The organism is Faecalibacterium sp. BIOML-A4, assembly GCF_009679665.1.
GTDB lineage: Bacteria > Bacillota > Clostridia > Oscillospirales > Ruminococcaceae > Faecalibacterium > Faecalibacterium taiwanense.
In genome coordinates this window covers 134,587-147,724 of sequence record NZ_WKZG01000004.1, presented here as the reverse complement: position 1 = coordinate 147,724, position 13,138 = coordinate 134,587, and the positions used below count along the sequence as shown (strand labels likewise).

Annotated in this window: 12 protein-coding genes; 7 read left to right on the top strand and 5 right to left on the bottom strand. The window is 57.2% G+C overall.

All coding sequences use genetic code 11. The features are described from left to right. The first annotated feature begins 22 nt into the window (after positions 1-22). The 4 genes from GKG34_RS04400 to GKG34_RS04385 all read left to right on the top strand — a co-directional run bounded on the left by GKG34_RS04400 (position 23) and on the right by GKG34_RS04385 (position 2,856). Positions 23-859: a PRD domain-containing protein gene (locus GKG34_RS04400; protein WP_154255665.1), complete on the top strand. Its 837-nt coding sequence runs from the start codon at positions 23-25 to the stop codon at positions 857-859. Between the two features lie 82 nt (positions 860-941). Further along, the gene (locus GKG34_RS04395) at positions 942-1,874 is read left to right on the top strand and encodes an AEC family transporter (RefSeq protein WP_005945635.1); all 933 of its coding nucleotides are present in this window, start codon (positions 942-944) and stop codon (positions 1,872-1,874) included. A 52-nt stretch (positions 1,875-1,926) separates the two neighbouring features. Further along, the gene (locus GKG34_RS04390) at positions 1,927-2,340 is read left to right on the top strand and encodes an SseB family protein (RefSeq protein ID WP_005945636.1); all 414 of its coding nucleotides are present in this window, start codon (positions 1,927-1,929) and stop codon (positions 2,338-2,340) included. A gap of 39 nt (positions 2,341-2,379) precedes the next feature. Further along, positions 2,380-2,856, top strand: coding sequence for a pyridoxamine 5'-phosphate oxidase family protein (locus tag GKG34_RS04385; RefSeq protein WP_044954198.1), 477 nt, complete (start codon positions 2,380-2,382; stop codon positions 2,854-2,856). A 204-nt stretch (positions 2,857-3,060) separates the two neighbouring features. On the opposite strand, the gene GKG34_RS04380 is transcribed toward GKG34_RS04385, so the two are convergent. Then, positions 3,061-3,963: a LysR family transcriptional regulator gene (locus GKG34_RS04380; protein WP_005945638.1), complete on the bottom strand. Its 903-nt coding sequence runs from the start codon at positions 3,961-3,963 to the stop codon at positions 3,061-3,063. A 152-nt stretch (positions 3,964-4,115) separates the two neighbouring features. On the opposite strand from GKG34_RS04380, the gene GKG34_RS04375 reads away from it, so the two are divergent. From GKG34_RS04375 to pyrB, 3 genes are read left to right on the top strand one after another with little or no spacing between them, the layout of a single operon-like run. Beyond that, positions 4,116-5,339: an argininosuccinate synthase gene (locus tag GKG34_RS04375; RefSeq protein WP_005945640.1), complete on the top strand. Its 1,224-nt coding sequence runs from the start codon at positions 4,116-4,118 to the stop codon at positions 5,337-5,339. Positions 5,340-5,345: 6 nt separating this feature from the next. Next, positions 5,346-6,647, top strand: coding sequence for an adenylosuccinate synthase (locus GKG34_RS04370; RefSeq protein WP_005945650.1), 1,302 nt, complete (start codon positions 5,346-5,348; stop codon positions 6,645-6,647). Next, positions 6,644-7,591, top strand: a complete 948-nt coding sequence (gene pyrB, locus GKG34_RS04365; protein ID WP_044954226.1) for an aspartate carbamoyltransferase — start codon at positions 6,644-6,646, stop codon at positions 7,589-7,591. Before GKG34_RS04370 ends, pyrB begins: the two co-directional genes overlap by 4 nt. Before the next feature lie 72 nt (positions 7,592-7,663). Here pyrB and GKG34_RS04360 read toward each other — a convergent pair whose 3' ends face one another. From GKG34_RS04360 to GKG34_RS04345, 4 genes are all read right to left on the bottom strand, one after another. Continuing rightward, on the bottom strand, positions 7,664-8,596 hold the full coding sequence (locus GKG34_RS04360) for a carbohydrate kinase family protein (RefSeq protein WP_005945653.1): 933 nt from the start codon (positions 8,594-8,596) through the stop codon (positions 7,664-7,666). A 94-nt stretch (positions 8,597-8,690) separates the two neighbouring features. After that, the gene (gene pyk, locus GKG34_RS04355; protein ID WP_097775314.1) at positions 8,691-9,647 is read right to left on the bottom strand and encodes a pyruvate kinase; all 957 of its coding nucleotides are present in this window, start codon (positions 9,645-9,647) and stop codon (positions 8,691-8,693) included. A gap of 449 nt (positions 9,648-10,096) precedes the next feature. Continuing rightward, entirely contained in the window at positions 10,097-11,488 is a 1,392-nt protein-coding gene (locus GKG34_RS04350; RefSeq protein WP_118526137.1) for a sodium:alanine symporter family protein, read from the bottom strand. Positions 11,489-11,686: 198 nt separating this feature from the next. After that, positions 11,687-13,018 carry an MATE family efflux transporter gene (locus GKG34_RS04345; protein ID WP_154255664.1) on the bottom strand — a complete coding sequence of 444 codons (1,332 nt, stop codon included), beginning with the start codon at positions 13,016-13,018 and terminating at the stop codon, positions 11,687-11,689. Positions 13,019-13,138 lie beyond the last annotated feature (120 nt).

The following is a 13,138-nucleotide window of genomic DNA, read 5'->3' as shown; positions in this document are numbered from 1 at the left end:
TCAACGGAAGGAGGAGGGACCGATGCACATTCAGAAGGTGCTGAACAGCAGTGTTGTGCTGGTGCAGGATGACAGCGGCGAGGAATCCATCCTGCTGGGCAAGGGCATCGGCTATGGCCGCAAGGCGGGCGAGCCCATTGAACGGCAGCCCTCAGACCGCGTGTTCCTTCCATTGTCCAACCCGGACGCACAGCCTATGCTGGAGCTGTTTTCCAGCATTCCGGCATCCTATCTGGAACTGACGCAGGACATTGTGGACGACGCAGAGCAGTCGCTGGGAGTCAAACTTTCGGCGCACATCTATCTGCTGCTGACCGATCACCTGCATTTTGCAGTGGAGCGCCAGCAAAAGGGTCTTGTGGTGACCAACCGCATCTTCTGGGAAATCAAGCATTTTTATCCCAAGGAGTACGCGGTGGGCCAGCGCGGCCTGCAGAAGGTAAAGGCAAAGCTTGGCATCGAGCTGCCGGACGAAGAGGCAGGCAACATCGCCTTCCATATCGTCAACGCCCGGCAGGACCCGCAGGCCGGCTACGATGCCATGCGGGCAGCGCAGCTGATCAGTGAGCTGTCCAACATTGTCACCTACAGTATGCACTGCCCGGTGAGCACCGAGAGCATCCACTATGCGCGGTTCGTGAGCCACCTGCAGTATTTTGCCGAGCGGTTCTTCTCCGGCAAACTGATGGACAGCGAAGACGACTTTTTGTTCCAGCAGATGCAGCAGAATTATCCGGCAGCGGTGACCTGCGCGGAAAAAATACGCACCTTTGTGCTGCGCAAGTACGGCGTGTTTTTGCCCAACGAGGAAACCGCCTATCTGGCGTTGCATGTGGCGCGGCTGACGAGCGGCAAATAAAATCAGAAAAAGGGGAGAGCTGCCTTGCGGAAGGCAGCTCTCCCTTTGGGTTTTGAAAAAGGGAAGGGGAAAGGAAAAAACAATGGAGATAAGTCTGTTATTGATGCAGCAGATCGCACAGCTGTTCCTCATTCTGATCATGGGCTATGCTGTGGTCAAGGTAGGGCTGCTGAAGGCCAGCGACAGCCGGGTGCTCTCGGTGGTCATGGTGTATCTGGTCACGCCCTGCGTGATCATCAACGCATTCCAGATCGACGATACGCCGGAGATCCGCAAGGGACTTTTGTACTCCATGGCTATTGCGGCGGCTATCCATGTAGTGCTGCTGGTGCTCAGCGCCCTGCTGAGCCGCCCGCTCAAGCTGGATGCCGTGGAACAGGTGAATGTGATCTACAGCAACGCCGCTGCACTGGTGATCCCGTTGGTCAAGGCTCTGATGGGCGATGCGTATGTCATTTACTCCTGCGCATTCATCATTGTGCAGCTGGTGCTGCTGTGGACCCACGCCAGTTCCCTTTTGCAGGGCAGCAGTGCGCTGGACTGGAAAAAGGTGCTCACCAATATCAACATGATCGCCATTGCAGCCGGTGCACTGCTGTACTGGTTCCGTGTGGTGCTGCCTGCACCGCTGCAGAATACCATGAGCACAGTGGGCAACATGATGGGACCGATGGGCATGCTGCTGGCCGGTATGGCCATTGCAGAAAAGCCGCTGCGGGAGGTGTTCTGCACCCGCCGCAACTATCTGCCCACAGTGCTGCGTCTGGTGGTATGCCCGCTGGTGGTTCTGGTGCTGCTGTGGGTCTGCCATGCATCCAGCTGGGTGGCCGACGGCAAGAACATCCTGATGACGGTCTACCTTGCCGCCATCACCCCTGCCTGTGCTACTGTTACCTCCATGGCTCAGCTCTATGACCGCGATGCGGCGCATTCCAGCGCGCTGTATGTGCTGACCACTCTGCTTTCCATTGTGTCTATGCCGGTAATGATCGGCCTGTTCGATCTGCTGCTGTGATGAGCTGCGCTTATTCCCTCTGCCAAAATACAATAGAAAGGAACCAACCTCAATGAATCAACCCAGAGACAAGGGCCTGAACGGCAACGAAAAGATCGAGCAGGCGGTAGCCGCCCTGCAGCAGGAGCCCACACAGGAACAGCTGGCCCACACCCTTACCGTGATCCGGCGGCGCATAAAGGAGCATGGCCAGCTTGTCGTGGCGGTGGAGCCCAATTTGGGCAGTGAACAGATGCAGCTGCGGGCCATCCGGACGGCCGATGGCGCAAGCTGGTGGTATGCATTCACCAGCTTTGACGAGGAAATGAAGGGAGCCGAGCCGGTGCAGTCCACCTTTCTTGTGGATATGGACAAGCTGTTTGATGCAGCGCTTGCCGTGCCGGAGATCAGCGGCATCATCCTGAACCCGTGGAACCGCACCATCCAGCTGGATAAGACCCTCATCCGCATTATCAAGGGTGCATGAGTGCGCACCGCAAACCTGCGATACATGGAGGAAACAAAAATGTTCAGACCCATGAGAAGAGCCAGCCGCGCCATCCCGGAAGAAGCTGCAAAGCACCTGCTGCAGCAGTCCCGGCGGGGCGTGCTGGCAGTGAACGGCGACAACGGCTATCCCTTTGCGATCCCGGTAAATTATTACTACGATCAGGAGCACGACAAAATCTACTTCCACGGTGCAAAGTCCGGCCAGAAGGTGGACGCGCTGAAACAGAATGATAAGGTATGCTTTACCGTTTACGGTAACGAACACTTTGAGCCGGGCGACTGGGCACCTTATGTGCAGAGCACCGTGGTGTTTGGCCGCTGCCATCTGATCGACGATGCCGCTGCTACCGAGGCCCGCGTGCGGGAGCTTGGCATGAAGTATTACCCCGGCAAGGAAGAGGTGGAAAAGGAAATTGCGCTGGACATCAAGGCCGTGCAGCTTTACGAGATTACCATTGAACACCTCACCGGCAAACAGATCCAGGAAAAGTAAAAATAAAACAGGGGACTGTTGCAAAATAAAAATGCGATAGCAACTTGCACAAAGAAATAGCACAAAATCAAAAACCCGGAGCCTTTTTTAAGCCGATTTGGCTGTGAAAAGGTTCCGGGTTTTGTGCATTGTTTTTTCAGAGAGCTATTTTGCAACAGTCCCGTATAGATCAGTTTGCAGGGAAAGGCCCGGCGGTTATCTGTGTTACGGGCGCTTGGGGGCCGCCTTGGTCAGCATCTGCTGGAACTTGCGGGCTGCCGTGTTCAGCGGGCGGTGATGGTCGTACACAAGGCAGATAGAGCGCTGAGGGATGATCTCCTGCAGATGCAGCTGCACGATCTCACCGCGGGCCAGTGCATCCTGTGCCATGGTCTGGGGCAGGAATGCAATGCCCAGCTCACTTTTAACAAGGGTCAGCATCTGGTCGGTGGTGGCAGCCTCGGTATCCGGCTTCAGCACCGCACCGTGATCCAGAAAGAACTGCCGGTAAAAGGCGCGGGTCATGCTTTCGTCGCTCAGGGAGATCAGCGGATAATTGTTCAGCTCCTTCAGCGAAAGGTTCTGGCTGGCAAGGGCAGTAAAGGTCCTGCCGCCCACAAGCACCTCATAAAAGGGCTTCAGCTCCACCATTTTCAGGCCGCTTTCCACCTCGGCAGGGGTGGTGATGATGGCAAAATCCACCTCGCCGTTTTTCACGGCCTGCAAAGCCTGCGGCGTGGAGTGGTTGGAGATGCGCAGGCGGATGCCGGGATAGTCCGTGTGGAAGGCGCGCAGCTTTTCTGCAAGGTAGATGTTCAGCGCAGTTTCGGTAGCGCTGATGCTGATCGCACCGTGTTCCAGCGTGGCGCTGGCGCTCAGCTCTTCTTCTGCATCCTGGATCTGCACCGCCGCAGATGCAATGCGGGAGTAAAGCAGTTCACCCTCCGGGGTAAGGGTAACGCCGCGGTTGGAGCGGATGAACAGCACGCAATTCAGCTGGCTTTCCAGCCGGTTCATCGAGTGGGTGATGTTGGGCTGGTTGTTGCCCAGCACCCGCGCGGCTTTGGTGAAATTCTGATATTTCGCGACATAATAAAAGATTTTGTAATATTCCCAGTCCACATACATGGCGGCGTGCCCTCTTTCATGTCAATTTTGTATCGTGATCATGTGCAGGATACTTTTTACACATTCTCTGCTTGCTAGTATAATAACACCGCAATCAAAAATTGCAAGAGGGAATTCAAAAGTATAAAGTGGTTTGAACGGAGGCGGTTCTTATGTCTGAGATCAAAAAGGTCGTGCTGGCCTATTCCGGCGGTCTGGATACTTCCATTATCATCCCATGGCTGAAAGAGCATTACAACAACTGCGAGGTCATTGCAGTGTGCGGCAATGTGGGCCAGAAGGGCGAGCTGGAAGGTCTGGAAGAGCGCGCCAAGGCAAGCGGTGCTTCCAAGCTGTACGTAGAAGATCTGACCGATGAATTTGTGGAGGATTACGTCATCCCCACCATGCAGGCCGGGGCCGATTACGAGGGCTATCTGCTGGGCACCAGCTTTGCACGACCCATTCTGGCAAAGCGTGTGGTGGAGATCGCCCATGCCGAGGGTGCAGATGCCGTGTGCCACGGCAGCACCGGCAAGGGCAACGATCAGGTGCGCTTTGAACTGGCCATCATGCACTTTGCACCGGACCTGAAGATCATCACTCCGTGGCGTGAGTGGGATATCCAGAGCCGTGACGAAGAGATCGACTATGCCGAGGCACATCACATCCCGCTGAAGATCAACCGCGAGACCAACTACTCCAAGGATAAGAACCTGTGGCACCTGAGCCATGAGGGCCTTGACCTTGAGGACCCGGGCAACGAGCCGCAGTACGATAAGCCGGGCTTTTTGGAGCTGGGTGTCAGCCCCAAGACCGCACCGGACAAGTCCGAGTTCGTGGAGCTGGCATTTGAAAAGGGCGTGCCGGTGAGCCTGAACGGCGAAAAGATGAAGCCTGCCGTCCTCATTGCCAAGCTGAATGAGATCGGCGGCCGCAATGGCATCGGCCTGTACGATGTGGTGGAGAACCGTCTGGTGGGCATGAAGAGCCGCGGTGTGTACGAGACGCCCGGCGGTACCATCCTCTATAAGGCTCATGAGGTGCTGGAAACTCTGACGCTGGATAAGCTCACTGCCCACAAAAAGCGCGAGCTGGCCATCACATTTGGTGAACTGGTCTATGACGGCCAGTGGTTCAGCCCCCTGCGCAAAGCTCTGAGTGCCTTCGTCACCTCCACGCAGGAAAACGTTACCGGTAAGGTGCGTCTGGAGTTGTACAAGGGTAACATGATCAATGCCGGTGTTTGGTCTCCGTATTCCCTCTACCGTGAGGACATTGCAACTTTTGCTGCCGGCGGCGACTACAAGCAGAGTGATGCTACCGGTTTTATCAGCATCTATGGTCTGCCCACCAAGGTACAGGCTATTGTAAATAACGAAAAAGAAGGTAAATAAGAAGTTATGCTTACCGCAGTTACTGGTATCAATTGGGGCGATGAGGGCAAGGGCCGCGTCATCGATCTGTTAGCCGAACATGCCGATGTTGTTGCCCGCTATCAGGGCGGCAACAATGCCGGCCACACCGTTGTAACGGAGCAGGGCAAGTTCATCCTGAACCTGCTGCCCTCCGGCATCCTGCACCCGGACGTTGTCTGTGTACTGGGTGCGGGCATGGTGATCGACCTCGACCATCTGGCCGGAGAAATGGATGCCATTGAGGAGCGCGGCGTAAAGGTAGGCTCAGAAAACCTGAAACTTTCAGATAAGGCCACCATCTCCATGCCGTGGCACAAGGTGCAGGACGGCTTGGAAGAGGACCGCCTTGCCCAGAAGGGTGCGGCCTTTGGTTCTACCCGCCGCGGCATTGCCTACGCCTACAGCGACAAATACCGCAAAAAGACCCTGCGTCTGGGCGATCTGCTGCATCTGGACGAAAAGCGCGTGCAGGACCGCCTGCACATGATCCTGGAATCCAAGAATCTGGAGCTGGGTGGCTGCTATCATCAGGAACCCATGAGCTACGATGCTCTGCTGGAATGGTGCCGGATGCAGGCCGGACAGTTTGCACCGTATATCTGTGATGTGGGTGCATTTTTGAAGCAGGCTCACGACAGCGGCAAGCGCATCGTGCTGGAAGCCCAGCTGGGTGCCATGCGCGATATCGATTACGGTATCTTCCCGTTCACTTCCAGCTCCAACACGCTGGCAGCCTATGCGCCGCTGGGCGCAGGCATTCCGAACTGCCGTCTTGACCATGTGGTGGGCGTGCTGAAAGCCTACTCCACCTGCGTGGGTGCAGGCCCCTTTGCCGCCGAGAACGCCATGAGCGAGGACTGGAATGAACAGCTGCGCAAGGCAGGCGGCGAGTATGGTGCGGCCACCGGCCGTCCGCGCCGTGTCGGCCCCTTCGACTGTGTGGCCAGCCGCTACGGCCTTACCTGTCAGGGCGCAGACAAGATCGCCCTGACGAAGCTGGATGTGCTCAGCAGCATGAAAGAGATCCCGGTGATCACCGGTTACACATTGGATGGCGTGCAAGTCCCCAGCTTCGACCCGCTGTCCGACCTTGACCGTGTAGAGCCGGTGGTCACTATGCTGCCAGGCTGGAACAAGGATATCTCCGGCTGCAAGAGCTGGGATGAGCTGCCCAAAGAGGCCAAGGCTTACGTGGAATTTCTGGAAAAGCAGCTGGGCCATGAGATCCAGTTCGTCTCCACCGGAGCCGAGCGCGAGAAGTTCGTGCTGAAAGGAGCATGGCTGTGAGACACTTTATTGAGCCCAACAGCTTTTCTCTGGAAGAGCAGCTGGCCCTTCTGGATCTTGCCGACCGGATGGAGGCCGACCCGGCACCCTATGCCCACCTGTGCGATGGGCGCATTCTGGCCACCCTGTTCTACGAGCCTTCCACCCGCACCCGCCTTTCGTTTGAATCGGCCATGCTGCGGCTGGGCGGCAAGACACTGGGCTTTGCAGGGGCACAGCTTTCTTCCGCCAGCAAGGGCGAGACGGTGGAGGACACCGCCCGCGTGGTGAGCAACTACGCCGATGTGATCGCCATGCGCCACCCCAAAGAGGGCGCACCGCTGCGGGCATCCCTTTCTGCACGTGTGCCGGTGATCAATGCAGGCGACGGTGGGCACGCGCATCCCAGCCAGACGATGATCGACCTCATGACGATCCGCCAGCGCAAGGGGCGGCTGGATCATTTGACTATCGGCTTCTGCGGCGACCTCAAGTTTGGCCGCACGGTCCACTCCCTGACCGCTGCGCTGAGCCAGTTTGAGGGCAACCGGTTCGTGTTCATCTCGCCGGAAGATCTGCGCCTGCCGCAGTATGTGAAGAATGAATCGCTGGAGCCGACCCATCAGATCTATAAGGAAACGGCTGACCTTGAAGCCGAGCTGCCGCATCTGGATGTGCTGTACATGACTCGTATCCAGCAGGAGCGCTTTTTCAACGAGGAAGAATACCTGCGTCTGAAAGGCTGCTACCAGCTGGACGAAGCGCTGCTGCAGAAGGCACCGCAGGATATGCCGGTGCTGCATCCGCTGCCCCGCATCGACGAGATCAAAAAGGATGTGGATGACGACCCGCGTGCCGCCTACTTTGATCAAGTGCACAATGGTGTGTATATCCGCATGGCCATCATTCTGGCGTTGCTTGATATCCCTGATCCAGTTACTGGCAAAAAGGTGCTGGAAGCATGATATAAACCTCTTCCCCGAATCCTAAAAAGAAAGCCGGGCAGACCGCAGTCTGCCCGGCTTTCTGATATTACTTTAATCCACCACCGGAATGTTCAGCCCGAATTCCAGCGGGCGGAAGCGGGGGCAGACGTTCTCGGTGATGCAGATGACCGAGGCGGCCAGTCGGCTGCCGATCTCGCAGGACTCGGCCAGCGTTTTGCCGTAGGTCAGGCCGATGGTGGTGCCGGCAAAGAAGGCATCGCCTGCGCCGGTGGTGTCGATCACATCCACCTTCTTGGCAGGCACCACGCCGCACTCGCCGTTGGCGCGGGCATATACGGCACCCTGACCGCCCATGGTGATCACCATACTGGGAATGTTGGCGCTGTGCACATTGGCGGCCAGAACCCTGCACATCTCGTCCGGAGTCAGATGGCCGTAATCATCGGAGAACAGCAGCCCGGCTTCCTGCTGGTTGCACACAAAGCAATCGATCTGCTGCAGGAAATCCCGGCGCTCCATGGCAATACTCATGTTGGAAATGGCCGCAAAAACCTTTTTGTTGTACTTTTTGGCGTAGTGCAGCACCTGTTTTACAGTATCTTTTTCCAGATCCAGCTCCAGCGCAATGGCATCGCAGTCGGCAAAGATCTCGTCGCCCTTTTCCTTTAAAAGGCCGGTGAGGGGAGTGGTGTCCGGCCGCTTGGAAATGGCTGCATGCACATCGCCGTCGTTGTCAAAGATGGCCAGCCAGGTGCCCATGCCGTCCGGCACGCGCTGGATGTACTTGGTGTTCACCTTGTGGTTCTCCAGCTTGTTGATCACATCCTGTCCCATGCCGGTGTCGTCCACCAGACTGACAAAGGTAGGGCGCAGCTCTACATTGGCGATATCCTCCACCACATTGCGGCTCACCCCGCCGTGTACCTGCTCAATGCGGCCGGCATTGCGCCCGCCCGGAATATAGGCGGAAAGGGGATAGCCTTTGATATCCACAAAAACAGCACCGAGCACAACGATTCCCATAGCAAAAAACCTTTCTGAACAAGAAATATTTACGTCTATTATACCGTATTCTGACACAATGCGCCATCCCTTTTGCGCAAAAACTCCGCAAAGGTCAGGCAAGGGCTGTCTGCGCTGTGCGCACCAGATATTCCATGGCCTGCATCGGGTACTGTCCGGCAGCAGTCTCACCGGTCAGCATCACGCTGGCCGCGCCGTCCAGCACGGCGTTGTAAATGTCACTCACCTCGGCACGGGTGGGCACGGCGCGGGTGCACATGCTGTCCAGCATCTGGGTCACTACCATAAAGGGCACGCCTGCAGCCCGGCAGGCGGCGGAAAGCTGCTTCTGGCAGCGGGGCAGCTCCCACAGCGGCATGGCATTGCCAAGGTCTCCGCGGGCGATCACCACCTCATCCACAAGGTGGATGAATTCCGGCAGGGCACGCACACCGGTCATGTTTTCAATTTTGGCAAAGATACGGATATCCGCAGCCCCGGCTTCTTCCAGCGCATGGCGCAGGGCCAGAATATCTGCTTTGCCGCGCACAAAAGGCAGCATCACACCGGTAACACCGCACTGCTTTGCAATTTTCAGGTTCTGCAGGTCTTCCTCCGTCAGGGTAGGCGAGGGCACCGCAAGGCCCGGTGCAGCAATGCTTTTGCGGCTCTGCAGGGTGCCGCCGCGCACCACGGTGCACACAAGGGCTTCCGGCAATGCCTGTGTGACCTGCACCAGAAGCTTGCCGTCGTCCAGCAGAAGCTGCTGCCCGGGCGCAGCCGCCTGTACCAGAGCTGCCGGGCAAGGTACGCCGTCTGCGCCAAGGCGTACAGAGCTGCCCTCAACCAGAGCAACAGGCTCTGCCAGCGTGCCGATGCGCAGTTCCGGCCCCTGCAGGTCGATCAGCAGCTGGCGGATGCCGGCTGCTCGGATCATGGCCAGCCAGTCGGTGTGCGCCGCCAGCGGCCCGTGGGAAAGATTCATGCGGATGCCGGTCATGCCGGCTTCCACCATGTGCTGCAAGATCGCCGGCTGTGCGCAGGCCGGGCCGATGGTACCATAAAAATCCAAGGTTCATTCCCTCGATTCATTTTTTTTTCTAATATATATTGTAACATGAACTGTCCGGGTTGAAAAGAGCCGGACACGGGCAGAATAAGGGGATTGAAAAAATGCGGTAGCAGCCTGCGCAGGGAAATTGCGAAAAATCAAAGACCCGGAACCTTTTTGGAGCCGTTTTGGCCCTGAAAAAGTTCCGGGTTTCGTACAATGTTTTTGGAGAGCTGTCTTGCAACAGCTTTTTCGCATGTTCGGATGCTTTTATCGGCAAAGGCCGAGACGCTTTTTGAAGCCCTCCCACAGGCGCACCACCCGCTCACGCGGCAGGAAATACCCGCAAGGACGGCGATTGCTGGGTGCACTGTGTGGCGCGGGTACCGGTACACCTGCCCGAATAACAAAAGAGGCTGCTGCACATCGTTTTAGCCGAAAGTGCAGCAGCCTCTTTTTGTTGTGGGCAATCAGCCCTCCGATGCAAAAAATTCTTTGGTCAGCCTGACCACTGTGCCGGAAAGCAGCAGCAACGCGAGCAGGTTCGGAATGCTCATCAGGCCGTTGAAGGTATCGGCGATGCTCCACAGCAGGCCCAGATCCATCGTTGCGCCCAGAATGGACACAAAGGAGTAGACCAGAAAGAAGGGCTTTGCCACCTTATCGCTGCGGCACAGGAACACCAGGAACCGGGAACCATACAGGCCCCAGCCGATGATGGTGGAAAAAGCAAAGCAGCACAGGGCCACGGCGGTAAAGATGGAAGCCCAGCCGCCGTAGGTGGTGGTAAAGCCGCTGATGGTCAGCTCTGCACCGGCGGCGGTGCCGTAGTTCACGGTGGTGCCGCTGCACAGAATGACCATGGCAGTCAGGGTGCAGATGACGATGGTATCGGCAAACACTTCAAAGATGCCGAACATGCCCTGCTTGACCGGCTTTTTGGTGTCGGCGCAGGCGTGGGCAATGGAACCGGTGCCAAGGCCGGCCTCGTTGGAGAAAATGCCGCGGGACACACCCTTCTGCATACTGACGAACAGGCTGCCGATGGTGCCGCCGGTGAACGCTGCCGGGTTGAACGCACCCGCAATGATGGACTCGAACACGTAGGGCAGGCGCTCAAAGTTCAGCACCATAACGCCCACGGACAGCACGATGTAGAACAGAGCCATAAAGGGCACCAGCTTTTCGCTCACGCTGCCAATGCGCTTGATGCCGCCCAGCAGCACCATGGCCACCAGCATGGCCACTGCGATGCCAACCACGAGGTTCAGGGTAGAAAGCGCACCGCCGCCCACCACGCCGTACTCCAGCAGAGCGGTATCGATAGCGGCAACGATGGTATTTACCTGTGTGGCATTGCCGGTGCCAAACACGGTCAGCACGCCAAACAGGGAATACAGCACAGCAAGAAACTGCCAATGCTTGCTCAGGCCGTTTTTAATGTAGTACATGGGGCCGCCTACCCATTCGCCCGCCTCGCTGCGCTCACGGTAGTGCACCGCCAGCGTGACCTCGGCAAACTTGGTGCACATGCCCAGCAGGGCAGAACACCACATCCAGAACACGGCACCCGGTCCGCCAATGGCGATCGCGCCTGCCACACCGGCAATGTTGCCAGTGCCCACGGTACCGGCCAGCGCGGTGCACACCGCCTGAAAGGGGGTCATGGCGCCATCGGAAGCGTCCTTTTTGCGGAACATGCGTCCGATGGTGGTCTTGATGGCGTAGGGAAATTTGCGGATCTGCAAAAAGCCCGTGCGAACGCTCAGGAGCAGGCCTACGCCGATGATGCACACCATGGCGGGCACGCCCCAGATGAATTGGTTGACCGCCTGATTGACGGCCGTGATCGTCTCGATCATATTTTTCCCACATCCTCTGTTAAATTGCGCTTTTCCAGCCGAAATGCCGGAAAACAAACATCTTATTCTACCGCAGTTTTTGCGTACTGTCAAATAAAATGCACAAAAAAGAGGGAGGGTTTTTGGCAAACTCTCCCTCAACTGCTTGAAACTATTTTATTTTACTTGGCCTTCGCCGTCCAGCGCTTTCAAGAAGGCTCAGCACTTTCCAACTGCCTTGCGGTACACCGGGTAAGCCACGATGGCGGACAGCGCTTCGGTGATCCAGAATGCATGCCACACGCCGTTGGCACCAAGGAAATGGCACAGCACAGCGGCCAGCGGCATGATGAATACGATGTAGCGGCACAGCGAGATGACCAGCGATTCTGCGCCCTTGCCAAGGCCTTCCAGTGCACCGGAAGAGGTGGTGGATACGGCAGAAACCACAAAGCCCAGACAGATGATGCGCAGGGCAGTCTGGCCGATGGCGACGGTTTCGGGGTTGGAGGTGAACAGCTGCATCAGCGGGCGGGAAGCGAACAGACAGATGACCGTGCCCGCAGCCATGATGGCAGCACTCATGATGAGGGTGAGTTCGTAGAGCTTTTTCACGCGGGCGTGCTGTTTGGCACCGTAATTGTAGCCAATGAGCGGGCGCATACCCTGTACGATGCCGTTGGCGGGCAGATACAGGAAGGTCTGCAGCTTGTAGTAAATGCCCAGCACCACCACGTAGCTCTGGGAAAAGCCCGCCAGCAGGCCGTTCAGGAAGGTGACCAGCAGAGATGGCAGGGCCAGATTGAGGATGGCCGGCACGCCGATGGCATACAGTTTGCCGTCCAGTGCGGCATCCGGGCGCAGGCAGCTGCGGCGCAGTCGGATAGGCAGCTCAGTACGGACGTAAACGAAGAGGTAAACGCACAGGCTCAGCAGCTGGCCGATGCCGGTGGCAAGGGCCGCACCCGCAATGCCCATGGCAGGCACCGGGCCAAGGCCGAAGATCAGGATGGGGTCCAGAAGGATGTTGCACACACAGCCAAAGATCAGCGCCGCCATAGTCACCTTCATGCGGCCCACGGCCTGAAACATCTTTTCAAAGGCCAGTGCCGCCATGTTGATGGTGGCAAACAGGAATACGATGGTGGAGTAGGTGATGCCGGATGCGATCAGGCCTGCGTCGCTGGTGAACCGGCGCAAAAAGCCCGGCATGATGACAATGCTGACAATGGTGATGAGAATGCCGTGCATCAGGCTCAGCGCCATACCGTGGGTGGCGGCAGTCTCGGCCTTTTTGTGGTCGCCCGCGCCAAGGTACAGTGCGATCATGGCATTGATGCCGATACCGAAGCCGATGGCGATGGCGTTGGCAAAATTCTGGATCGGGAACACCAGCGACAACGCAGTCATGGCGTCTTCGCTGATGCGGGCCACAAACAGGCTGTCTACAATGTTGTACAGACTGTTCACCAGCATGGAAATAACATTGGGCAGCGCCATGGATACCAACAGCGGCAGCACCGGTTTTTCTTTCATAAAGGTCTCGTTCATAGTGTTTGCATTGCTCCTGTAGAGAAAAGGAATGAATTACTGCAGCCGCGGAATCGTCAGGGCGAGACTGCTCGAAGATAAAAGCAGACGCAAAAAAGCCACACAATGGCTCTTTTGAAG

Bases quoted from the DNA above. Each gene is read 5' to 3' on its own strand.
- GKG34_RS04400 (WP_154255665.1), top strand. From the start codon at position 23: ATGCACATTCAGAAGGTGCTGAACAGCAGTGTTGTGCTGGTGCAGGAT.
- GKG34_RS04395 (WP_005945635.1), top strand. From the start codon at position 942: ATGGAGATAAGTCTGTTATTGATGCAGCAGATCGCACAGCTGTTCCTC.
- GKG34_RS04390 (WP_005945636.1), top strand. From the start codon at position 1,927: ATGAATCAACCCAGAGACAAGGGCCTGAACGGCAACGAAAAGATCGAG.
- GKG34_RS04385 (WP_044954198.1), top strand. From the start codon at position 2,380: ATGTTCAGACCCATGAGAAGAGCCAGCCGCGCCATCCCGGAAGAAGCT.
- GKG34_RS04380 (WP_005945638.1), bottom strand. From the start codon at position 3,963: ATGTATGTGGACTGGGAATATTACAAAATCTTTTATTATGTCGCGAAA.
- GKG34_RS04375 (WP_005945640.1), top strand. From the start codon at position 4,116: ATGTCTGAGATCAAAAAGGTCGTGCTGGCCTATTCCGGCGGTCTGGAT.
- GKG34_RS04370 (WP_005945650.1), top strand. From the start codon at position 5,346: ATGCTTACCGCAGTTACTGGTATCAATTGGGGCGATGAGGGCAAGGGC.
- GKG34_RS04360 (WP_005945653.1), bottom strand. From the start codon at position 8,596: ATGGGAATCGTTGTGCTCGGTGCTGTTTTTGTGGATATCAAAGGCTAT.
- GKG34_RS04350 (WP_118526137.1), bottom strand. From the start codon at position 11,488: ATGATCGAGACGATCACGGCCGTCAATCAGGCGGTCAACCAATTCATC.
- GKG34_RS04345 (WP_154255664.1), bottom strand. From the start codon at position 13,018: ATGAACGAGACCTTTATGAAAGAAAAACCGGTGCTGCCGCTGTTGGTA.